At 36.3% G+C, this 23,024-nt stretch carries 26 protein-coding genes; 2 read left to right on the forward strand and 24 right to left on the reverse strand.

From position 1 onward, the window contains the following. On the forward strand, nucleotides 1-139 hold a 139-nt coding region (locus ABDZ63_RS12065), incomplete at its 5' end, for a transposase (RefSeq protein ID WP_343783992.1). A gap of 318 nt (nucleotides 140-457) precedes the next feature. Then, nucleotides 458-811 carry a DUF2200 domain-containing protein gene (locus tag ABDZ63_RS12070; protein WP_343783801.1) on the forward strand — a complete coding sequence of 118 codons (354 nt, stop codon included), beginning with the start codon at nucleotides 458-460 and terminating at the stop codon, nucleotides 809-811. Nucleotides 812-984: 173 nt separating this feature from the next. On the opposite strand, the gene ABDZ63_RS12075 is transcribed toward ABDZ63_RS12070, so the two are convergent. From ABDZ63_RS12075 to ABDZ63_RS12190, 24 genes are all read right to left on the reverse strand, one after another. After that, complete coding sequence (locus tag ABDZ63_RS12075) at nucleotides 985-1,365, reverse strand: S1 domain-containing RNA-binding protein (RefSeq protein ID WP_343783802.1); 381 nt, start codon at nucleotides 1,363-1,365, stop codon at nucleotides 985-987. A 73-nt stretch (nucleotides 1,366-1,438) separates the two neighbouring features. Next, nucleotides 1,439-1,837: an FtsB family cell division protein gene (locus ABDZ63_RS12080; protein WP_343783804.1), complete on the reverse strand. Its 399-nt coding sequence runs from the start codon at nucleotides 1,835-1,837 to the stop codon at nucleotides 1,439-1,441. Further along, the gene (gene yabQ, locus ABDZ63_RS12085; protein WP_343783806.1) at nucleotides 1,806-2,414 is read right to left on the reverse strand and encodes a spore cortex biosynthesis protein YabQ; all 609 of its coding nucleotides are present in this window, start codon (nucleotides 2,412-2,414) and stop codon (nucleotides 1,806-1,808) included. The genes ABDZ63_RS12080 and yabQ overlap by 32 nt, the downstream gene beginning before the upstream one ends. Further along, nucleotides 2,411-2,716 carry a sporulation protein YabP gene (yabP, locus tag ABDZ63_RS12090; RefSeq protein ID WP_343783808.1) on the reverse strand — a complete coding sequence of 102 codons (306 nt, stop codon included), beginning with the start codon at nucleotides 2,714-2,716 and terminating at the stop codon, nucleotides 2,411-2,413. Before yabP ends, yabQ begins: the two co-directional genes overlap by 4 nt. Before the next feature lie 54 nt (nucleotides 2,717-2,770). Beyond that, nucleotides 2,771-3,040, reverse strand: a complete 270-nt coding sequence (locus ABDZ63_RS12095; RefSeq protein ID WP_343783810.1) for an RNA-binding S4 domain-containing protein — start codon at nucleotides 3,038-3,040, stop codon at nucleotides 2,771-2,773. 14 nt (nucleotides 3,041-3,054) lie between these two features. Continuing rightward, nucleotides 3,055-4,500 carry a bifunctional methyltransferase/pyrophosphohydrolase YabN gene (gene yabN / locus ABDZ63_RS12100; RefSeq protein WP_343783812.1) on the reverse strand — a complete coding sequence of 482 codons (1,446 nt, stop codon included), beginning with the start codon at nucleotides 4,498-4,500 and terminating at the stop codon, nucleotides 3,055-3,057. Between the two features lie 7 nt (nucleotides 4,501-4,507). Next, nucleotides 4,508-6,067: a polysaccharide biosynthesis protein gene (locus tag ABDZ63_RS12105; protein WP_343783814.1), complete on the reverse strand. Its 1,560-nt coding sequence runs from the start codon at nucleotides 6,065-6,067 to the stop codon at nucleotides 4,508-4,510. 82 nt (nucleotides 6,068-6,149) lie between these two features. Further along, nucleotides 6,150-6,683 (reverse strand): stage V sporulation protein T, encoded by a 534-nt coding sequence (gene spoVT, locus ABDZ63_RS12110; RefSeq protein WP_343783816.1) that lies wholly within the window; start codon nucleotides 6,681-6,683, stop codon nucleotides 6,150-6,152. Between the two features lie 91 nt (nucleotides 6,684-6,774). Next, nucleotides 6,775-10,314, reverse strand: a complete 3,540-nt coding sequence (gene mfd, locus ABDZ63_RS12115; RefSeq protein ID WP_343783818.1) for a transcription-repair coupling factor — start codon at nucleotides 10,312-10,314, stop codon at nucleotides 6,775-6,777. A 79-nt stretch (nucleotides 10,315-10,393) separates the two neighbouring features. After that, nucleotides 10,394-10,624 (reverse strand): anti-sigma-F factor Fin, encoded by a 231-nt coding sequence (locus ABDZ63_RS12120; protein WP_343783820.1) that lies wholly within the window; start codon nucleotides 10,622-10,624, stop codon nucleotides 10,394-10,396. A gap of 136 nt (nucleotides 10,625-10,760) precedes the next feature. Beyond that, nucleotides 10,761-11,321 carry an aminoacyl-tRNA hydrolase gene (gene pth, locus ABDZ63_RS12125; RefSeq protein WP_343783822.1) on the reverse strand — a complete coding sequence of 187 codons (561 nt, stop codon included), beginning with the start codon at nucleotides 11,319-11,321 and terminating at the stop codon, nucleotides 10,761-10,763. A gap of 164 nt (nucleotides 11,322-11,485) precedes the next feature. Continuing rightward, a complete protein-coding gene (locus ABDZ63_RS12130) occupies nucleotides 11,486-12,142 on the reverse strand; it encodes a 50S ribosomal protein L25/general stress protein Ctc (RefSeq protein ID WP_343783824.1) in 657 nt (218 codons plus the stop codon). 175 nt (nucleotides 12,143-12,317) lie between these two features. Next, the gene (locus ABDZ63_RS12135) at nucleotides 12,318-13,271 is read right to left on the reverse strand and encodes a ribose-phosphate diphosphokinase (RefSeq protein ID WP_343783826.1); all 954 of its coding nucleotides are present in this window, start codon (nucleotides 13,269-13,271) and stop codon (nucleotides 12,318-12,320) included. Between the two features lie 55 nt (nucleotides 13,272-13,326). Continuing rightward, nucleotides 13,327-14,700 carry a bifunctional UDP-N-acetylglucosamine diphosphorylase/glucosamine-1-phosphate N-acetyltransferase GlmU gene (glmU, locus tag ABDZ63_RS12140; RefSeq protein WP_343783828.1) on the reverse strand — a complete coding sequence of 458 codons (1,374 nt, stop codon included), beginning with the start codon at nucleotides 14,698-14,700 and terminating at the stop codon, nucleotides 13,327-13,329. 234 nt (nucleotides 14,701-14,934) lie between these two features. Beyond that, nucleotides 14,935-15,222, reverse strand: a complete 288-nt coding sequence (gene spoVG / locus ABDZ63_RS12145; RefSeq protein ID WP_017186526.1) for a septation regulator SpoVG — start codon at nucleotides 15,220-15,222, stop codon at nucleotides 14,935-14,937. A 773-nt stretch (nucleotides 15,223-15,995) separates the two neighbouring features. Further along, nucleotides 15,996-16,397, reverse strand: a complete 402-nt coding sequence (locus ABDZ63_RS12150) for a hypothetical protein (protein WP_343783831.1) — start codon at nucleotides 16,395-16,397, stop codon at nucleotides 15,996-15,998. Nucleotides 16,398-16,479: 82 nt separating this feature from the next. Continuing rightward, nucleotides 16,480-17,298 (reverse strand): pur operon repressor, encoded by an 819-nt coding sequence (gene purR / locus ABDZ63_RS12155; RefSeq protein ID WP_343783833.1) that lies wholly within the window; start codon nucleotides 17,296-17,298, stop codon nucleotides 16,480-16,482. Between the two features lie 65 nt (nucleotides 17,299-17,363). Next, entirely contained in the window at nucleotides 17,364-18,212 is an 849-nt protein-coding gene (gene ispE, locus ABDZ63_RS12160) for a 4-(cytidine 5'-diphospho)-2-C-methyl-D-erythritol kinase (RefSeq protein ID WP_343783835.1), read from the reverse strand. Between the two features lie 167 nt (nucleotides 18,213-18,379). Beyond that, entirely contained in the window at nucleotides 18,380-18,559 is a 180-nt protein-coding gene (locus tag ABDZ63_RS12165) for a small, acid-soluble spore protein, alpha/beta type (protein WP_343783837.1), read from the reverse strand. Nucleotides 18,560-18,684: 125 nt separating this feature from the next. After that, on the reverse strand, nucleotides 18,685-18,939 hold the full coding sequence (veg, locus tag ABDZ63_RS12170; RefSeq protein ID WP_343783839.1) for a biofilm formation stimulator Veg: 255 nt from the start codon (nucleotides 18,937-18,939) through the stop codon (nucleotides 18,685-18,687). Between the two features lie 217 nt (nucleotides 18,940-19,156). Continuing rightward, on the reverse strand, nucleotides 19,157-20,050 hold the full coding sequence (gene yabG, locus ABDZ63_RS12175) for a sporulation peptidase YabG (RefSeq protein WP_343783841.1): 894 nt from the start codon (nucleotides 20,048-20,050) through the stop codon (nucleotides 19,157-19,159). 131 nt (nucleotides 20,051-20,181) lie between these two features. After that, nucleotides 20,182-21,057: a 16S rRNA (adenine(1518)-N(6)/adenine(1519)-N(6))-dimethyltransferase RsmA gene (rsmA, locus tag ABDZ63_RS12180; RefSeq protein WP_343783843.1), complete on the reverse strand. Its 876-nt coding sequence runs from the start codon at nucleotides 21,055-21,057 to the stop codon at nucleotides 20,182-20,184. Further along, complete coding sequence (gene rnmV / locus ABDZ63_RS12185) at nucleotides 21,054-21,614, reverse strand: ribonuclease M5 (protein ID WP_343783994.1); 561 nt, start codon at nucleotides 21,612-21,614, stop codon at nucleotides 21,054-21,056. Before rnmV ends, rsmA begins: the two co-directional genes overlap by 4 nt. A gap of 109 nt (nucleotides 21,615-21,723) precedes the next feature. Next, entirely contained in the window at nucleotides 21,724-22,965 is a 1,242-nt protein-coding gene (locus ABDZ63_RS12190; protein WP_343783845.1) for a resuscitation-promoting factor, read from the reverse strand. Nucleotides 22,966-23,024: the final 59 nt, after the last annotated feature.

Genomic DNA, 23,024 nt, shown 5'->3' on the forward strand with positions numbered 1-23,024 from the left:
CAATGGTTACATTGAAGGGATTAATAATCAAACCAAAGTGATTAAACGCCAAGCGTTTGGTTTTCGACGATTTGATCGCCTGCGTCGAAAAGTTTTATTGCATCATAAATATAAGAATATACAAGGCCAAATGGCATAAATAAGGAGTGCTCTTAAGAGAGCACCCCAACATTTGACTTAGAACCTGAAGAATCAAGCCATCAGAAAGTATCAAAATAGTTGCTGACCCATCCATAAAAGCGAAAGTTGTTGTGGATTACAACACATGCACCGACTAATTCAATTAAATAATGATAAATGATGATTAACCTGTCATACTTAATGAAATGGATACAAGTAGGATGAACAAGGCTGAAAAAGCCCAATATCAACATATCAATAGACGACTCCTTCATTTGAACCTAGCTAAATTTCAAACTATAATAAAGAAAATCGTATAAGGGAGAGTGTATGGGTCATGGTCAAACATAAAATCTATACAATGAGTTTTTCAAATGTCTATCCCCATTATGTTACGAAGGCAGAGAGAAAAGAGCGCACTAAAAGAGAAGTAGATGAAATCATCTGTTGGTTAACAGGCTATAATCAAGAAGAGTTAGAGGAGCAACTGGAAAGACACACAGACTTTGAAACCTTCTTTACGAATGCTCCCAAACTGAATCCTTCGAGGTCTTTGATCAAAGGTGTCGTCTGCGGTGTCAGAGTAGAAGACATTGAAGAACCCACTATGCAAGAAATTCGCTATTTGGACAAGCTGATTGATGAGTTAGCAAAAGGTAAAGCAATGGAGAAAATTTTATGGGACTCATAATAAAAATGATGGAGAAAGCCCCCTTTTTTAATACCTCTAAATTGCATCTCTAACCCAAAAAAATATTACAGCCTAAAAAACTAAAAAACACGCAACCCTTGTAAAGAATTGCGTGTTATATGATCACATTAACTTCATAGATATATATACTGCTCTCTAGTTAGACAGCAAGATTAACCTCTTTTAGCACCTCGACCTCCGCGACGGGATTCTGTATGCTTCTTAAGTGAGGCTAACTTATCTTCACTATCTTTCAAAAAATTACTCATTTTTGATTCAAAGCTTTCAGTTCGTTTTTTCTGTTGCTGTTTTTCGAACTGTTCATCTGCCTTTTTAATGGAAAGACCAATCTTACCATTATCTTCTACGTTCAATACTTTAACATCAACTTCATCACCGACTGATAAATGTTCATTGATGTCTTTTACATACTTATTAGCTACCTCACTAATGTGGACTAATCCTGTTGAGCCTTCTGGTAGTTCCACAAATGCTCCAAAGTTAGTAATGCGGGTAACTTTACCGCGCACCTTGCTGCCTACTTCAATTGACATAAAGAAAATGCTCCTCCTTAGAAATATTAAAAAATCTATTCTATACTATTATATATAAGCTTTTTAAAAAGTGTCAATAAGAAGGCTCTTCTTCATCTTCTGGTAATGTAAAGATAATTTCCCCTTCTTTAGAGAAAAAGTAATCTTTTCTTGCGATTTGCAGTAAATAATCAACATCATTTAACAACTCAACTTCACGCTCTAGGCTTTCTTGTTCACCTAACCCGGCTTGAAGTTCATTTTGGAGTTCTTCGTACTCGTTTTGCTTTTCATCATGAACCGCACGCTGTTGCATATAATAAGCAGAAAGTGTCCCAACTATTAAGAAGAAAAGGATTCCAAAAGCTACTAATCGACGAATTAGCAAACTTTTTTCACGTTTTTTACGCGCCAAAAATTCCTCTTGTTGTTTAACGTAATTGGAATCTATTTTTTTAACCTTATTCGTCTTTTGACTCCTCTTCTTTAACACTGTTCTGCCTCCTTTTCTCCCAAAGGTAAACGAGTATTTTCCACCAATTTCTAATTATATTATCGCAAGTTTGAGCCCAAATTATAAGGTGCTTTTTTACTATTCCTGGGATGAAAGGTGAAAGAATAGTGAAGATCACCTTAAATAATAGTATTATAACTTTTAGTAAAAACTTACCAGTTGCCACTATTATACTAAAAGTTAAAAAAAATATCCACACAGTAGGTCTAATTACAAATATTTCCGTTAAATTCTTAATAAAATAATAAACGTTAATTACTAGTCGTATAACAACTTCTAATAGCCTTAAAAAGAAAGATTGTATTAAAGCGTAATAAGCTGAAACTCCTAACAAAAAGGCTATCACTAAGTAGAACCGTAAAATACCGCCATTTGCTAGAAATAATAGATAATAGACTACAGAACCCATTGTAAGAAAAAATAAAACATCAATAAAAAATTGTTGCCAATATACTTGAGGCCTCAAAAGCCTCTTATAAGTATCAAATGCTGAAGTAGATAGAGCGCCCGCAAAAGCCATTGTTAACATAGTTATAAATTGTATACTTAAGGTCATTTAAACAACTTGCTAAAGATTCCTTTAGCTTGATTTTGCTTATTTTCATCAATATAGTCAAAGGAATGAATTTTCCCTTGAATCGTTAGAAAGCCTTCATCGACATTTAAGTTTTTCATATGCAAATTATGACCGCGTATTAATAAATAACCCGCTGTTGTCTTTAATAAAAACTCTTCTGTATCAAAACTATCAACATCTAATACACCTGTAACCTCAAGTTTACGGCGGTCTTTTAGCTTTAAATCATGTTCTCTTTTGGTTTCTCGTTCTCCTTGGTATAACTGTTTTTCATATGGCATGTCCTTCCCTCCTATTCACTACTACCGTATGACAGGAGGTAGATAAACATGCTATTAAATTGAATTTGATTCTATTTTTTCTTCTTCAATAACAGAGTATAACCTAGAAGTTTGGTCTTTTTTAACATGTTCTTGTAGTGATTCGACCTTGACAGTTAGCTTTTTATGGCCGTACTGAATCATCACTTCATCACCAACGTTAAGGTCAGTTGATGCTTTCGCTGATTGACTATTAACATGAATTCTCCCTTGATTTGCAACGTCTTTAGCGACTGTTCTTCTTTTAATCAACCTTGATAGTTTTAAAAATTTATCTAAACGCATAATTACACCTCATTTCATAACCGATTTAACTTAACTTGTTCCCAATAACCATCTAATTCTTCTAACGTTAATTCTGACAAGGTTTCATCGTTTTTTTTGACAAGCTCTTCTACTTGCTTAAACCGCGCTATAAACTTTTCGCATGTCCGGTTTAAGGCCACTTCAGAGTCTAGTTTGTAAAATCGACCTAAATTCACAACCGAAAATAACACATCTCCAAATTCCATTTCAGCTTCATCTATTGATTTATTCGATATCGCCTCATGAAATTCCTCTAATTCTTCTTGAACTTTATCAATTACAGGACCTTTTTCGTCCCAATCAAACCCTACTTTAGCTACTTTCTTTTGGATCTCCTTAGCATACAATAACCGCGGTAAGGCTTCGTTTAAACCATCTAATACTGATTCCTTTTTTGGTTTACCTTTTTGCTTAATCTCTTCCCAGTTGCTTACAACATCATCCGCTGAATCAACAGTAGTATCTCCAAATACATGTGGATGACGTTCAACCATTTTATCAGTTATATTTTTGATCACATCATCGACTGTAAAGTAACCATTCTCTGCTCCAATCTGACTATGTAACATCACTTGTAGTAGCACATCACCTAATTCTTCAGCGAGATGCTGATCGTCTTGTTGGTCTATTGCTTCTATTACTTCATAGGCTTCTTCAATTAAATAAGGCCTTAATGTTTCATGGGTTTGTTTTTGATCCCACGGGCAGCCACCTGGACCTCTTAGACTTGCAATCACTTCTCTTAATGCATTAAACGTATGATGTAATTCATGACGTGATTGTGGTTTTACATATAACGTAATTAAGTTACTAACCGGGAATTGATGGTCTAATTCATGTAACGACACGTTCTTAATCCACTCTTGGTCACTACCTGCTGCATGAACAATCGTAATAGGATAATCATGTGGTAGGTCTTCCATCAATGTAATCTTTACTTCTGATGCAGTAAATGTATCGAACACTTGGCTGATGAGTAAATGGTTTTCATATTGTATTTTCGCCCGGTCTAATGCCGTCCCATCTAATAATTGGAATCCTTCAATCGGATCTACTTGAATAGCAGTGAATAAAGGGTCAATAAAGCTTTGTCCACCTTCGATTTTAACGTCCACCTCATCAGATTGGATTAATAACTGTATAGTTCTTTCAGCAACCATAGGGTGACCTGGAACTGTATAGAATAGATCATCCACTGTTTTCGCTTTTTCTATTAAATCTCTCGCAATTTCCTCATACACATTTTCAAAATGTTCATTTTTTTCATAGAGCGAATCATAGCTTTTAAAATTGACCCCTTCTTGAACTAACTGCTCAATTACAGGATGATCCATTGTTCTTGTGTATACTTGACTACTATGTTGTAATTGCCGATAAACCCCTAAAGGAAGTTGCTCAATTGTACCAGCCCCTAATCCAAACACTTTAACCTGATGCATTTTCCTCCTACTTTCTTAGTTTATTTATTAAAGGTAGCCCCTCTAATATTTCTTGTTCTTCTTTAGTAAATAGTCTCCATTTATAGATTAAATATATAACAATCATAACACCCATAACACAAAGGCCTAATACAACTAACAGTAACAAAACTCTCTCATCTGTTGGAATAACCAAGCTTAATAGAGACGTTGAACTAGATACTGCTAACATCATAACGAACACAATCGCAACTGATTTTAATATAAATGGATAAACCCCATTTAAAGACAGTTTCGATGCCCATTTTTTATAGAAAATAATGACGACCACTATAGCTGCGATAATAGATGCAACACTCGCACCAACAATCCCATATTGTTGTATGAGAATAAGGTTTAGAATCGCTTTAATTACAAACAACAACACTAAGTATTTCACCTGTTTCAATCTAACACCATGCGCTTGTAACATAACGGATAATGTCATAATCATCGACAGTAAGAACACTAATACAACCATAAGCTGAATCGCAACTGTCCCATCACTAGATTGATAAAATAACGGATTTAACAAAGGCATAATCGCAATTAAACCTGCTGAGGCGCTTAGTGAAAATAATAACGTTAATTTAAATGCAAATACTTGATTCCATACAGATTGTTTAGATTGAATTGCCTCTTGATTTTGTACTGCTGGGACGATTGAAAATGCTAATGCTGCTGCAAAAACCAACCCTAATTGAATTAATGGATTGCCTCGGTCATAAATACCTTTTAAAATTTTGGCTTCTTCAAATGTCACACCGTAATGGCGTAAACTATTAATCATTGTAAATACATCAACTAATTGGACAATCAAATGTAAAATATGAGTCAAACTATAAATGACGATACCTGTTAGTAACGAGGCTAAAATGAGCCTAAGATTAATGTCAGTTGCTTGTTGATTCGAGATATTCCTTTTACGAAAGACGATTAACAAAACTGCACTTGCTACAATCATACCTAGAATCGTAGAAGCACTAGCAATCCAACCAATGTGATATAGTGAATAGTTAAAGTGAACGATGACTATGGTAGAAATAACGATGAGTATAACACGAATAAATTGTTCTATAACTTGTGATAACGCAACAACATTAGTTTGCTGTTGAAATTGGAAAACCCCTCTAAAAAATGCCGTCACTGGAATAAGTAAAAACAAGACACTTGTTGATCTTAACGGCCATAACAAACTGCTATCGCCCATTAACTGGACGAGTAAAGGTGCCATAAAATAAATAATCAAAAACAATGAAAAACCTATTACGACTAATAAATAAAACACCACAGACACGTTTTTATAACGAATCTGGGCGTTTTGTGAAGTGTAATATGTTAAAACGTGAGAAAAAGCACTTGGCAAACTATATATAGATAAGATTAAAGCTAATGAGATAACAGGATAAACTTGTTGATAAATATATAACCCTTCATCTCCAGCTAAGTTTTGCAATGGAATACGATAGACCATACCAAGCACTTTTCCTATTAATCCTGCAATGGCTAATATAACCGTACCTTTAATCCATGTATCTGATTTAGACATGTTGTTCCTCTCTTTACCGATCACATTTAGTAAAAACTTGGTTATATTATAGCACAATCCATAGTTATAAAGTTGATTTGAATTATTCCATTTGTCTTGCTAAAAAGTTACTAGCTGTTTCACACACTTTTGTTTCCACATCTGTAAGAGACCCTTTGTCTGAAAACATCATAATACTACCTACTGGATCTCCATTTGTCACAATAGGCTGGATTAAAAATGAAGCAACGCTTTCCTCATTTCCTTGAACTATTTCTAATGTATAGTCATTTCGTTCCACAACTGTTTCACGCTTTTCCATAGCATTCTCAATTGATTGTCCGATATTTTTATTTAAATAATCTTTCTTTGATGCTCCAGCGACAGAGATAAATTCATCTCGATCAGAAATTAAAACTTTATGGCCTGTTGCATCAAAAAGTGAATGCGCATACTCTTGAGCAAATTCACTTAATTCATTTATTGGTGAGTATTTCTTTAAGATGACTTCACCTTCACGATCAACGAAAATTTCTAAAGGGTCCCCCTCTCTAATGCGTAACGTGCGCCTTATTTCTTTAGGGACAACAACTCTTCCTAGGTCATCAATACGACGTACTATTCCTGTTGCTTTCATACTTTGCAATCCCCACTTTCTTTAATGTACTCATCTACTCATGAGTCTTAATGGTTTGTTCGTGTTTGTAGTATGAAACAACAGGAGAAAACTATTCATGATTTGGTTTATTTTTCACCTTATTTAGTTTTGATAAAATGTCTTCTAAAACATCGTATCGCTCGTTCTTATTTTTATTGGAGTATTGAATTATTACCTTTAACTGGTTGCCTTCAGTCCCAAGCTGAACCATTCGCCCATACTCATTTGCTAGCATAAATAATTCAGATCCATCCACTGTAAGGCTTGCTTCCTCTTGCATAAGCAATTCAATTTTATTGTTTTTCTCATGGACTGTTTCAATCTTTTCTTGTTGCGCTAAAAGACGAATACGCGCAACTTGCATTAATTCTTCTACTTCTTGAGGGTATGGGCCAAAGCGGTCTAATAATTCATCCTTGATCTCAAAAATCTCCTGTACTTCTTTTACTGCATGAATTCGTTTGTACATATGGATCTTCTGAGTCTCATCTTCTATATATTCACTCGGGATATAAGCATCTAAAGAAAGTGTCATTTCAACTTCAAATGGTTTCGTTTCTTCATATGTTTTCCCTTCTTGTTTAGCTTGAATAGCTTCATTCAACATTTGAGAATATAAATCAAACCCTACTGAATCAATAAATCCATGTTGCTCCGTTCCTAATAAATTGCCCGCACCTCGAATCGATAAGTCACGCATTGCAATTTTAAAGCCTGATCCTAACTCTGTGAATTCTTTAATCGCCTCAAGACGCTTTTCAGCTACTTCTGTTAGGACTTTATTTTGTTGATGAGTGAAATAAGCATAAGCTAACCTGTTTGACCGTCCAACTCTTCCTCTTAACTGATAAAGCTGACTTAAGCCCATCTTATCAGCATCATTAACAATTAACGTATTAACATTTGGAATATCGATCCCTGTTTCAATAATTGTTGTACTAACTAACACATCATAATTACCTTCAAGGAAATCTAGAATAATATTTTCTAATTCACGTTCATTCATTTGACCGTGAGCAAAAGCGACCCTGGCGTCTTCTACCAATTCATCAATCTCAGCTGCTACACGATCAATCATATCAACACGGTTATATAGAAAGAAAACTTGGCCATCACGTGACATCTCACGTTCAATCGCTTCTTTAACAAAAGGTGGATTATATTCAACTACATATGTTTGAATTGGAAAACGATTCTCAGGCGGTGTCTCAATAACTGATAAATCTCTTACCCCAACCATTGACATATGAAGCGTTCTTGGAATTGGTGTTGCAGTTAACGTTAACACATCGACATTAGACCTAAGCTGTTTAATTTTCTCTTTATGTTTAACACCAAACCGTTGTTCTTCATCAATAATTAATAACCCTAAATCTTTAAACTTAATATCTTTTGAAAGTAATCGATGAGTCCCAATAACAACATCAATTAACCCTTTCTCTAGCTGATTTAATGTCTCTTTTTGTTGCTTAGCTGTTTGGAAACGACTTAAAATACCAACGTTAATACCGAAATCCTGAAATCGTTCTTGAAATGTTTCAAAATGCTGTTGGGCTAGAATAGTTGTAGGGACAAGTAAAGCCGCTTGTTTGTTATCGACAATGGCTTTAAACGCCGCACGAATGGCTACTTCCGTTTTGCCATAACCAACATCTCCACAAAGCAAACGGTCCATTGGGCGCACTTTTTCCATATCTTCTTTAACTTCTTCAATACAACGTATCTGGTCTTCTGTTTCTTCATAAGGAAATGCTGCCTCAAAATCTTTTTGCATCTCTGTATCTTTTGAGAATGCGTGTCCTTTTGAAGATTCGCGTTCTGCATATAACTGAATTAAATCATCTGCAATATCTTCAACAGATGATTGGACGCGAGATTTGACCTTTTTCCATTCAGAACCACCTAAACGATAAAGCTTAGGCTCTTTACCTTCAGACCCGACATACTTCTGAACTTGGTCAATCTGTTCTACAGGTACAAATAATTTATCATTACCAGAATAGCGTAACACCATATAATCTTTATGAATGTCATTAACTTGTAATGTCTCAATGCCTAAATACTTACCAATACCATGGTTCGTATGTACAACATAGTCACCTGTTTCAAGTTCTTGATAACTCTTAATTCTCTCCGCATTAGAAATTTTTTGCTTCTTGCGCTTTTTCGGCATTTTCTTTTTAAATAATTCTTCTTCTGTTAATACAGCAAGTCTATAGCTAGGCATTTCAAAACCTTCACTAATACTACCCTTTATAATAATTGGCTCAGATACAGGTAATTCGGTTGTATCATGAGGTCTATGAACGATCATTTCATAATCATCTAATACCCGTTCAACTCTAGAAGCCCGTTCATCACTAGAGACTACAATGACAACAGAATACTGAGCTTGACTAAAGCGGTCCATTTCATTCTTTAACAGGTTCATTTGACCGTGGAATTGTTGCATTTGTCGACTTGAAATATTAACAATGTTTTCAGGTTTTGTATTTGGAATATGCCGTAAAAATAGCGACATATAAATTTTGGGGTATGTCACCTTATTCCAAACAGTTTGCCAATCAAATGATAGTTTCAAACCGTTAACCATCGAATGCTGGTCTAACATTTCAGTATACCAATTAGCCTCTTCACGATCTAATTGCTCAGCTGTTTCAGATATACGACTCATTTCATCTAATAACACAACACTTTCTTTAGGCAGATAATCTAGCAAACTACTTGGCTTTTGATATAGCAAGGTTAAATATTGATATATACCTGAGAATGTTTCGCCTTGTTCTAAACGCTCAATATCATAGTTTATCTTTTCATATAACTGTTCTTTTGCTGTCTCATCATTTAACTTTGCTAAAGACGTTTTAAGCATCTCTTTTAGCTGTTGAGCTGCTTCATACCTTTGTTCACTTGTAAAAACAAATTCATCTGCTGGTGTTAATTCAAACTGATCCACTTCACCTTGTGAACGCTGCGTTTCAGCATCAAAGAAACGAATCGACTCGACTTCATCATCAAACCATTCTATTCTAATCGGATACGCTTCAGTCAAAGGATAAATATCTACTATACCACCACGTCTACTCATTTCTCCTGGTGCATTAACTAAATCAACCATTTTGTATCCGAGACTTTGCATTTGCCTTACCGTCTCTTCAAACGGCATGATATCACCCGTACTTAATTTTAATTTATAATGGTCGATTAGTTCTTTAGGCGGTAACATCCGCTTCAATGCTGAAATAGGTACAACTAAGATTCCTTTTTGGCTTTTTTGCCATTGTTTTAATGCTTCAAGACGTTGGGCTTTAAGTTCAGGTGAGGAAGAGACTATTTCAGCTGCTAACAATTCATTAGCAGGATATAAGTAAACTTCTTGATCATCTTCAACTACGGATACTAATTCATCATATACCTTATGTGCTTGAGATAATTGATGGGTAACATAAAGAATTGGTTGATCAGTAGACTCGTGAACCATCGAGGCTAACACAGCTCTAGTAGGGTTGGTTAGCCCTGATACGAGCTGCTCATTCATCCCACCTTCAATCCCATCAATAATATGAGCAAAGTCATCTTGGTTTAGTAGAAAGTCTTTTATGTTTTTCATATATATCTCCTCCTTGCTACTTCGTCATATTACGTTTTAACCCAACAGAAAAATGCTTTGGTCTTCACCAAAGCGGCTCCTAATGGATAAAATTATCTTGTTCAAAAAGACTTGGGTTTTGTGTGAGAATCTCTTCACACTCTTCACAAACAAGAAGGACATTTAATTCACCTTGTTCATCTTCCTGTAATATCTCATTTAACTCATCATTTGATAACGGTTGTTCTTGTACGAGTTGTTGGACTTGATTAGAATCTTTCATTTCACCAATTGCTCTTAGGCAATGTCTACACTTTACCTTTACTGACACAAAAGAACCCCCTCTAAAAACTGTAACATAAAACACGTTACATCATGTTATGCGTAACCCTTCTTAAATGTTTTAATTCTTGATATTAAAACTAGTTATAGGTTTACCAAAGGTGAGGTTCCTTATTCAAAACGAACTATTGATTAAAGTCATTCATCACTTGTAAAAACGGCTTTTCACACCAAGCTTCACAAGCATCCATGGAACGACTAATAGATGGGGTGATGTCTTTTTGTTCCGCTTTTGAAAACTTACTTAATACATAATCTGTTACACTTTCACCGCCTTCAGGGCGACTAATTCCAAAACGAATACGATTAAAATCCTTTGTGCCTAACTGATCAATTATATCTCTTATTCCATTATGACCACCATGTCCACCTTTTTGTCTTAAACGAATCTTTCCAGTCGGTAAGTCAAGATCATCATAAATCACTAATACTTGATCAAGATCAATATTGAAGTAATCAACTGCTGCCAGAACTGATTGCCCTGAGCGATTCATATAAGTTTGTGGTTTAAGTAATAATACCTTTTCTCCGTTCCAATTTTCTTGGATATAATGCGCGCTAAATTTATCTTTTTTAAATTTCCAACCATTTAGAGAAGCCATGTGGTCAATCACTTGAAACCCAATATTATGTCTTGTTTTTTTATACCGTAAGCCTGGATTACCTAAACCGACAATGCATTTCATTATATGTAACTCCTTTATTCGTATGCTGTTATATATTATGGACAATTTTGTTATTCAATTACAAACAGATTGCTTTAACAGCTAGATGGCTATAAAAGTAGAAAACAGATCGAAGCTCACAACTTTGCATGACTTCGATCTGTTCACTTCAAGTAAATATCAAATTATTCTTCGTTTTTACCTTCGTTATCTGATTTCTCATTAATAACCTCAGGCTCAGCTTGTTCATCTCCAGCTGCTCCCTCTTCACCTTCTTCAGGAACATCTGCTTGTTGTGGTGGTAATACCGTCACAATCGTCGACTCATCATCATCTAGGATTTCGTAGTCTTTGTTTGCTTTGAGGTCGCCAACTGTAACACTGTCGCCAATATCTAATTCAGCTGAAGCTATTGTTATTTCATCAGGGATTTTGTTAGGTGTCGCTCGTACATTTAATGCATGCAACGTTTGCTGCATGACGCCACCTTCTTTTTCACCCTTGGATTCACCATCAATATTTACAGACACTTCAACATCAACCTCAGTAGACATATCTACTAAGTAAAAGTCAATGTGAGTTAAATCTTGTTTAATTGAATCAGTTTGATAATCATATAGCATTGCATCTAAAGACTTACCGCCTTCAATTTGTAATGAAAATACAGCGTTACGGCCTTCTTCTCTTACTTTTTTAACTAGATCCATACTATCAACTGAAACTGTTACTGGTTCTTTCCCTTTGCCGTATACGACTGCAGGTACTTGACCTTCTGCACGAATTAATTTGTTTGCAGAACGCCTTGTGTCTGGTCTTTCCTTCGCTTGAATTACTGCTGCCATGTGTTACAACCTCCGTTTTAAGAAATCTCTGATATTTACTCTTACCCTTTATTATACCTTTTTAAACGTAAAAGTAAAATTATATCAACAACAAGCCCGGTTGCAAGTTCTTAATGTCAAAGTCTAAAGATGTCGTTACACATTTAAAATCTAGGTTAAATTTTAACTTTTTTTCTTAGTCAAAAAGAGTGCTTATTGAACGGTGCTCATGAACACGTTTAATCGACTCACCAATTAAATTACCAACTGACAACGTAATAATCTTATCAGTTCCTAAATCATCAGTTAAGTTAATCGTGTTCGTCACAACACATTCTTTAATCGCAGAGTTTTCAAGACGCTCAATAGCAGGACCAGATAACACTGGATGTGTACAACAAGCATAAACTTCTTTGGCACCGTTTTCAATCATTGCGTTAGCCGCTAATGTAATCGTACCTGCCGTATCAATAATGTCATCAATTAAGATCGCTGTTTTACCTTCGATATTACCCACGATGTTCATCACTTCAGCAACGTTAGGTTGAGGGCGGCGCTTATCAATAATCGCAATTGGAGCTTTCAGACGATCCGCCATTTGCCTAGCACGTGTTACTCCACCATGGTCTGGGGATACGACGACGACATCTTCTAATTCTTTATCTAAGAAATAATCTGCTAAAGTTGGCACACCAACTAAGTGGTCAATCGGGATATCAAAGAAGCCTTGAATTTGAGCTGCGTGTAAATCTAATGTAACGACACGATCTGCACCAGCTGTTTCGAGTAAATCTGCTACTAACTTAGATGTAATAGGCTCTCTTGAGCGTGCTTTACGGTCTTGTCTAGCATAACCATAATAAGGCATAACAATATTGACAGTACGAGCTGATGCTCTTTTTAGTGCATCAATCATAATGAGTAGTTCCATTAGATGCTCATTAACTGGGTTGCTTGTAGATTGTACAACAAAAACATCGCAACCACGAATACTTTCTTCAATATTAATTTGAACTTCTCCGTCTTTAAAACGCTTAACAGAACACTTCCCTAACTCGACACCAACTGAATCGGCAATTTCTTGAGCTAGCTCAGGGTTAGAATTAAGTGAAAATACTTTTAAGTAAGGGTCTTGGTATTGATTAGGCATAGGACATAAACCTCCACTAATTAGTTTATATGAAATAGGCTAATGAAGCCTTAGTCTACGAACGTTTGTTTAAGCGCTCTAGGTAACCTTCTTTATTTTCTTGGCGAGTGCGGGCAATTGACAATGCTTTTTCAGGAACATCCTTCGTAATGGTTGAACCAGCTGCCACATAAGCACCTTTTTCAACTTTTACCGGTGCCACTAAGTTCGAATTACAGCCAATGAATGCACCATCTTCTATAACTGTTTTATGTTTAGAACGGCCATCATAATTAACCGTTATACTTCCACAACCAACATTTACATCAGCACCAATCTCAGCATCACCTAAGTATGATAAATGAGACGCTTTACTTCCTGTTTGCATACTTGATTTCTTCACTTCAACAAAATTACCGATTTTTACATCATCTTCAAGACGACTTTCAGGTCTAATGTGTGCAAACGGACCAATTTGTACATTTGAACCTACAAAACTATTGGATAGTACACTTTGTTTAATGGTAGAGGATTCACCAATTTCACAATCGGTTATTTCTGTATTTGGACCAATATGGGTATGGTTTTCAATAATCGTATCACCTTTTAGATGACTCCCAGGTTCAATTGTAACATCTGTTCCAATTTTAACATCAGCACCAATATATGTGGTGTCCGGGTCCACAATTGAAACACCACTTCGCATATGCTGTTCATTTATACGGTTTTTCATTAATTTTTCTGCTTTTGATAATGCGACACGATCATTTACACCAATTGTCTCATCAACATTTTTTGTTTGATAGGCGGCAACTTTCTCACCTTGACTATTAGCAATTTCTAAAACATCCGGTAAATAATACTCACCTTGTGCATTATCATTCGACACTTGTTTTAACGCATCAAACAATAATTGATTATCAAAACAATATGTACCTGTATTTATTTCTTTAACAGCCTTTTCTTTTTCATTTGCATCCTTTTCTTCAACAATTTTTTCAACATGGCCTTGTTCATTACGAATAATTCGACCATAACCAGTAGGCTCTTCTACGCCTGTTGTTAGTACTGTAACTTTAGCCCCTTCTTTCTCATGTTGATCCATTAATTGACTAATAGTTTCAGCTGTTAGAAGTGGCGTATCCCCACAAACGACAACCGTTGTTCCATTTTTGCCTTCCAAGGTTGAACTAGCCATTTGTACAGCATGCCCAGTCCCAAGTTGTTCTTCTTGAATGGCATAAGCTGTTTGATTACCTAATTGATCTTGGACGGATTCAGCACCATGACCGACAATTGTTACAATTTCATCCAATCCTGTATAGTTTAACTGGTCGACAACATGTTGAACCATGGATTTACCACAAACAGGGTGTAGCACTTTGTATAAATCTGATTTCATTCTTGAGCCAACACCAGCAGCCAGGACGACCGCAAAACGATTTGCCATGTTTTTCCCTCCACAATACGTATCATTAATTATATTTAACAAAGGGCTCTAGGAACCCTTATAATCGTCCATTATGAATATATCTCAAATACAGCCCTCATGCAACTTAATCAATCAATTGTTACGTGGTATTTTTTTGAACTTTTTTTGGAATAATGGTTTATAGTCTATAGCTTTCGGTTAAACATAAAAAAGAAGCTCAACCGAAATTGATTGAACTTCTCACACACAATTTTAAGAAGCACCTGCTTCTTCATATTCAACTTCTTCACCGACACGGTGGTATTCTTCTAATACGGCATCTTGAATTTTACCACGTGTACCGGAATTGATTGGGTGGGCGATATCTCTAAACTCTCCATCTGGAGTTCGTTTACTTGGCATCGCTACAAATAGTCCATTGTTTCCATCAATAACACGAATGTCATGTACAACGAACTCATCATCCAATGTAATCGATGCGATCGCTCGCATACGACCATCCGTATTCACGCGACGAAGCCTTACGTCAGTTACTTGCATTATGTCTCACCACCTTTTAGATATATAAACTTACAAATGATGACATAAGCCTTACACTTGATCATAAATATTGTATAAGACCCTCTATATAATAAGATTCAACACCCACTTCGAAATTCCTTCAAAGAAATTTATTTTTTATAATTTTGTGACAAAGATTTAATATAAACGCTCTGTAAGTTCGTTGTTGTTATTGTGATTCGCTTTCGGTGGACGCTTTCACCAAAAGGGCACAAGTGCAACATCTGCTCAAACTTCCCTACGGTCATTTGTCGCAGTGTTTTCTTTGCCGCAGCACGGCTCAGAGCCAAACAGCTTAGTGTTTTGCACCGAGGAAGCCTACTTCGGAGCGTTACTAGCCAGACACAGGTGTATCTCTCGGCAGAAAAACATTGCCTTTAGGGGTCTTTAGAGACTCGTGCTATTCCCGTGACGACCTGGACAGTCTAATGTCGACGCCTGCCACAGGACGTACTTACACAGGACGTGGTGGCTTCCGCGTAGCAAACACGACGTTTTAAGATTTTAGCGGAAGGACCTAAATGTTAGTCGACCAGGAGTCGCCACCTTCGCTCATCACAATACAACAACTTAGAGCAACCTTTTAAATAATCAACACTAAGCTTTAACAGAGACAATATAAAAGCAACAGAACGTAGTGGCTTAATTACGCATCAGAATGTTTTTAGATTTAGTGGAAGGGGCTAAATGTTAGTCAATAAAAAAGGTTCTAAATCAAATGTTGGGGTGCTCTCTTGGGGGGCACTCCTGATTTATTCCATTTGTCCTTGTATATGTTTATATTGATGATGCAATAAAATCTTTTTGCGAAAGCGATCAAATCGTCGGAATCCAAATGAGGATAACAAATCAGGAGCTTGCGTGCTTTTTTGTCTTTTTTCCTTTAGGAGAGGGTTTCCACTAGCTGTTTCTAGCATTCGAGGCATCGCGTGAGGCGGCGACTCCTGCGGGAACAGCGCGAGCCGAAGATCCACTTTGGCAAATGCTTTTCTTGCCAAAGTTAGCTGAGGCCGTGCCCCGGCAAAGAAAACACTGCGAAAAATGACCGTAGGGAAGTTTGAGCAGATGTTGCACTTGTGCCCTGCGGGTGAAAGCGTCCGCCGGTAAGCGATGCCTCGAATGCCTCCACCCAAACTTGTCAGAATTTTATCCAAACCCTAACATATATATTAGAGCCATAAAAAAAGAAGAGGAATTCCCCTTCTTTAAAATGAGCCTAAGTTTAAGTTACATAAGTTATTTTTCATCAAAATAGTTGCCTGGGACTATTTTGATCGCTTCGGTACGCTCATCGACTTCTTGGATTTTTAATAATGAAATATAATCATCAACACGTCTTTCTTCATCTTCATCCTCTGCCTCAGCTAAAACACCAATGCCTTTAACTGTTGCATTAAACTCTTCCATCAAATTTTCCATTCCTTTTATTGTACCGCCAGCTTTCATAAAATCATCAACTAGTAATACGTTAGAGCCTTCTGGAATACTCCTTTTAGCCAGTGCCATTGTTTGGATTTTCCGTGATGAACCTGACACATAATTGATGCTAACAGTAGAGCCTTCTGTCACTTTAGGATCTCTTCTAATAATAACAATTGGGACATTTAACACTTCTGCAATAGCATAAGCTAAAGGGATTCCCTTTGTAGCTACCGTCACAATATAATCAACTTCTATATCTCTAAACGTTGCTCCGAATACTTTGCCGATTTGACGAACATAATTGTTATCGCCTAACACATCACTCATATAAATATAGCCACCCGGTAAAATGCGCTCAGCATCTTCTAGCACTTTAATTAACTGTTCAATAAAATAACGACCATTATTAAAGTCGTAATCTGGAATATATCTCACTCCGCCTGTCGCACCTGCAGTTGTTTCGATTCTTCCAACCCCTAATGACTGAAACATCTCATCGATAATATCAATATCTTCACTAACAGATGATTTGGCTGCTTCAAACGTATCAACAAAATACGGTAAAGAGATTAACTTCCTAGGGTTTTCTTTAAAATGGTACGTCATTGCCACAATTCTTTCACTACGTTTCATATAATACACCTCAAAAACCGAATATTACACTATAATATATCATGAATTATTTGTAATTACTACATTTAACGCAATGAATGAACAATATACACTTCTTGACAAAAACCTTTTAAGCTATTGTATATACGGTCAGCCTTTGATTCCTGCTTTACTAACGCATAAACTGTAGGCCCACTACCACTCATTAACACGCCATCAGCTTCTGCGTTAACCATTTGTTCTTTTATTTGAGGAATTTCTTTATGCATACTAACTGTAATGGGCTCCAAAACATTTTCTAAACGGTCACAGACACTACTAAAATCCTGATTGTTTAATGCTTTTATAACTTTTTTTGTGTGTGGATGCTTCATGCGTTCAAAGTTAACCCGATCATAAACCTCTTTTGTGGACACTCCAATATTAGGTTTTGCTAGTACGACATAACATGGAGGTAAGGGAGGTAAGGGATCTAAAACCTCTCCACGCCCTGTTGCTAATTGAGTTCCACCTTGAATACAAAACGGAACATCAGACCCTATTTGTTCTGCCATTTTCTCCATTTCACGATTCGTTAAGTTGGTTGTGAATAGGCGGTTTAATCCTCTAATCGTTGCAGCAGCGTCACTACTTCCACCAGCTAAACCGGCTGCAACAGGGATATTTTTATCAATTTCAATTTTGACACCAGATTTAATACCGCAATACTCTTTAAATACTTGTGCAGCTTGATATGCTAAGTTACGGTGATCATCAGGAACAAATCGATTTTCTGAATCAATGACAACCTTATTAACGTTTAAACATTCAAAGCCTAAACGATCAGACAAATCGACTGTCGTCATCACCATCTCTACTTCATGATAACCGTCATCTCTTTTATATAAAACATCTAATGTTAAGTTAATTTTGGCGGGCGCCTTCTCATAAATCAATGTCTTTCACCTACTGTTTTTATTGTCACCGTGATTGTATCATAAACCTATCCCATTCGCTCAAATAATTTCAACGTCCTTAAGGCTACCAACTGTACTAAGAACACAGTCCAATTATATATAAAAAAAGCAGGCCTTATAAAAGACCTACTTTAAAAATGTCCAACTTAACGTTGGTCCTTTTCCATTTGTTCTTGTGCCATCTCAACTGCTCTTTTTACCATGTTACCTGCATCACGAGATTTAATCCCGCCCCAACCTTCTCTTTGTACAGTGTCGTAAAAACCTAATTCCTTTGCGACCTCTTCTTTGAAACGATCAGACATAACTTTACGCCTTCGACTCAACGGATCACAACCCCTTCTGTCATTTATTACGACACGCTTATTATATGTACTTCTTGAGAATTCGAAACATGGAAAGTGTTGAGGATGTTAGCAAAAAGAAGTAATGCAGTAGAAGCTACCGCGAATTAAGCCATCTTGGTGATTTCGTCTGTGAAGGTAATTTTGACCGTTTCAGTCAAAACATCAGCGTAACTGTAAGATACACGTTCAAACGAATGCTCGTCTTGATCGAGTTCAACAATGAAAACCGATGGATAGGTTTCAGATAATATGCCACAACGTTCAATTGTTTTGCGACGTCCACCGTTAGCTTCTAAGGTTAAACGTTGACCAATCTTTACATCTAATGCTTGTTTAATTTCACCCAATGTTTTTCCCATTAGACTCCACCTCACTGTTAATAATATACCATATACCGGCTGATAAGTCAAAAATTTTTCATTATAACAATATACTCGCTACAATGTCAACAATATATCTAATCCTTTTCTTAACATTACCTAAATAGAGGAATTCATACATTAATAGACATTATTCGATTCTGACTTTTCGCCAAAAAGAAAAACACCGCGCAGTCACGCCGTGTTTTAATAAAATTTATTCATCATCTTTGACTTTTTCATTTGTAATGGGTAAACCTTTCAAATAAGGTAAACCGATTCGAAATAAACCACGTGTCTCTATGCCACCAATCCCTTTTTCTCGTGTTATTGTTTTATTTATAACGTCATAAAGATCGACTTTCTCCATGAAAGAGGTATAACCAATTTTAGCAATGACATAAACAGGGTCTAATGCGTGAATATTAATTCGTGTAGGAGAACTTGCAAAATTAGCACCAGCTTTAATAAGGGATTCAAAATGTGACTGACAAGCCCCAGCAAATATAACGAGCTGATCTAAACTAGGCTCCACTTTTCTTGCTTCTCTCACCGCTTCAACAAAAAATTTGCTATTACGATAAGCCCTTATATCGTTTTCTTCACCTTTTTGTTTCGAATATGAATCATGACCAGTAAGAACTAATATATCTGGCTGAACCTTCTCCATTAATTCACGGACCTTAAGTGGCATTTCAGCTTCTTCAACATGAATGCCATGAACTTGTAAGCCAAGTCGTTTATATAACATCACACACTTCTTTAAAAATAATGCATCACCATCGATGTGAAGGACTTTAGGGCACAGCTGAAACTGAGCCACTTCTTCTTCTTTAGCTGATGTTGGCTTTGCATAATCTCGAAAGGACCGCAAATAATAATCTTGCCTAAACATACGATAAGATGTAGCTTCCTTTTGACGGACCTGTTGTTCAATCTTGTGTCTTTCTTCATTTTTAACACGTCTTAAGTCATCCAATGGTGCATCTGCTTCTAAACGAAAGTTCTCACCAAAAATGACAGCTTGATTGTTATACGTTTTTTGAATTCGAAATAACAAATCATGTCCATAAGAATGACGTGTTACAATTTGACCTTTATGCCAACTCATCTCCGTTCTCCCTTTCACTTATTTCCTTCTCTTAATAAAGTATTGTTGAAAGAACAGAGTGTGCATTCGCCTCCTAATCTAAATTGATTTAGTTTGAGGATTTTGTCCTAACCTCTTTTTAAGATACTTACTTACCTAGCCAACTGTCGATCAAAGGCGTCTGCTAACTTTGCAAACTCTTCTAATGTTAATGATTCACCTCGACGTGATGGCTCTATATTCGCCTCATTAAAAACTCGTCCTAACCTTTCAGTATCCAATTTATCTTCAAAAGCTCGTTTTAAATTATTTTTCAACGTTTTACGCCTCTGGCCGAAGCTTGCTTGAACGACTTCAAAATACAGGTCTTCATTTTCAACTTGAATATAAGGTTCTCGACGGACAGTTAACTGTAATATAGCTGAATCAACATTGGGCTGTGGAATAAAACAAGTTTTAGGCACATTCATAACGACTTTTGACGTTGTATAATATTGAACTGCTATAGATAACGATCCATAATCTTTCGTATTTGCATCAGCTGACATTCTAGCTGCCACTTCCTTTTGCATCATAACGGTTATTGAATCAATCGGTAAATGACTAGATAATAACTTCATTAAAATCGGGGTTGTAATGTAATACGGCAAATTAGCCACTACTTGAACAGACTGACCTTGTTGAACATTTTCTTCAATAAATGCTTCTAAATCAACTTCTAAAATATCTTGATTAATTACAGTTACGTTATCATACGGAGCTAGCGTATCCTCTAACACTTCAATTAAGCGGCCGTCGATTTCAAATGCATAAACGTGTTGGGCTTGTTTTGCTAATTGTTCTGTTAATGCTCCGATCCCAGGTCCAATTTCAATGACTATACTCTTATCATCTACATTTGCTTTCGATACGATATTCTCTAGTATATTTACATCAATTAAGAAATTTTGACCTAGGCTTTTCTTAAATGATAAATTGTGCCTTTCCATAATCGCTTTTGTTCTTGTAATTGTTGCTATTGGCTTCATTCACTATTCCGCTCCTCTGCCAAAATTTCTACCATAACAGTTTTAAAAGTTTTAAGGTCTATTTGAAACATGTTTAAGCGTTTTTCTAATTGTTTAGCATTCGCATAACCAATCTTTAATCGATCACCTAAAAACTCACGTCTAGTTTTAGCTTTAGACCCACCCATTAATCCATATTGAACTAAATAGGGCCGCCAGTCTATTTCATCATAAGAACCTTCTCTCACTTCATATACAGCCTCTAACGCGCGTTTCAAATCATCTATTTTAGCATGCTCAACTCCTAAACCTCTTTTACCCTTAGCTTGTCCTTTTGGTAAGAAAGCATGTTTACACCCAGAGACATGTTCATCAATAATTCGGCGTATTCGTTCGCCTGGATAATCTGGGTCAGTAAAAATAATCACACCACGCTTTTCTTTAGCATGCCTGATTTGTTCAATCGTCTTGTCATTAATCGCTGAACCGTTTGTCTCGATCGTATCAGCGTCGACAGCAAGCTTCACTCTTACTGTATCATCCTTACCTTCTACGACAATGACCTCATTAATTTCCATCATTAGCTTCCTTCCTTACACTTACATGAGCTTATAATAAATAAAAAAGATAACCCTTTTACTATACGTTATAAGTATAGCAGGGTTATCTTTAAATCGAAAAAGATTGTTAGTCAATTACACGAACTTGAACTGTTCTGAAACCCCAATTCATCGCTTCTGATTGTGAGTCAACTAATATATCAATTTTATTTCCAACAATGGCTCCACCAGTATCTAATGCAATTGCAGTAAATGTTTCATTTGGTGTTTTGACTTCAACAGTTGAGTATAATGGAATGACATTAGGATCAACAGCAACAATTCTCATACCATCATAATGAATTGAGTTGGTAACATCGACTCCAGTAGCTGTTTGACCAGTACAACCAGACGAGCAATTAGCTGTATACTTCGTTGATGTGAACTCTTTAAACTCACCTGATGAAGACGAAGCTAATTGAACTTCTTGTTGTTCTTGTTGTTGTTCTTGTTGTTGTTCTTCCTTCGTACCTTCAGCAACAACACGATCAACACTCTCTTCAACAACTTCCTCATCAACTAATTCGCGCGAAACAACTTCACCGTTTTCTTTTACAACTTCATATTCCTGCACTATTTTACCTTCTTCACCTGGTTCGACAACTTCACTTTCCCCGCGCAGAATTGAATCATCATCACGTGTTTCTGTGTCATAAGGAACATTTTCTTCTACTGTTTCATAGTCTATAGACACACGAATAATTTCAATTGAGCGTTGGTCTCTAACCATTTGCGACGGTTCTACATTTAATTTGTCATGCTCTTTTAACTCAATCCCTTCCTGGTTGAGTAAGCTTTGAACCGTTTGGTTATGGACTATCTTAGATGTTTCTTCTCCACCATCTACAATTTCCACTTCAAATGCTGTACTAATAGCAATATGCATCTGATCTTGTATAGAATCTTCTAATGAAACCGACATTTGGTCATACTCTGTAAAATCTATATCTTGTTCTTCAAAAAAGTCTTTTACTGTATTTTCAGTTGTATAGTAATGGTCTGTATATTCATCTGTCGTTACAATAACTTCTCTTGCCTGATTTAATGTGATATCCATACCATCTGTAATTTCTGAATCGACATCCACTGATAGATGATCATGTTCTCCAACTTCAATCTCAAGTTCATCTAACAGCTCATCTACCGTGTCTGCTGTTGTAACAATTGATTGCTCTTCTTCGTCTAATACAATAGTTACCTCAGCCCTCATAGAATCATAGACAAAAAAAGTAATTGAGGCTAAAACTAAAATGCTTGCGAACAAGGTGAGGGCTATTTGCTTAAAGCCAAAGCGATTTAGACCCTTTTTCGCCTGTTCTGAACTTGCCATAAAAAATGCCTCCTCTGTACGCACTCGATTATAGGCACCTAGTAGATATAAGTCAAATA

The sequence above is a fragment of the Alkalibacillus silvisoli genome, assembly GCF_039521975.1.
Lineage (GTDB): Bacteria > Bacillota > Bacilli > Bacillales > Alkalibacillaceae > Alkalibacillus > Alkalibacillus silvisoli.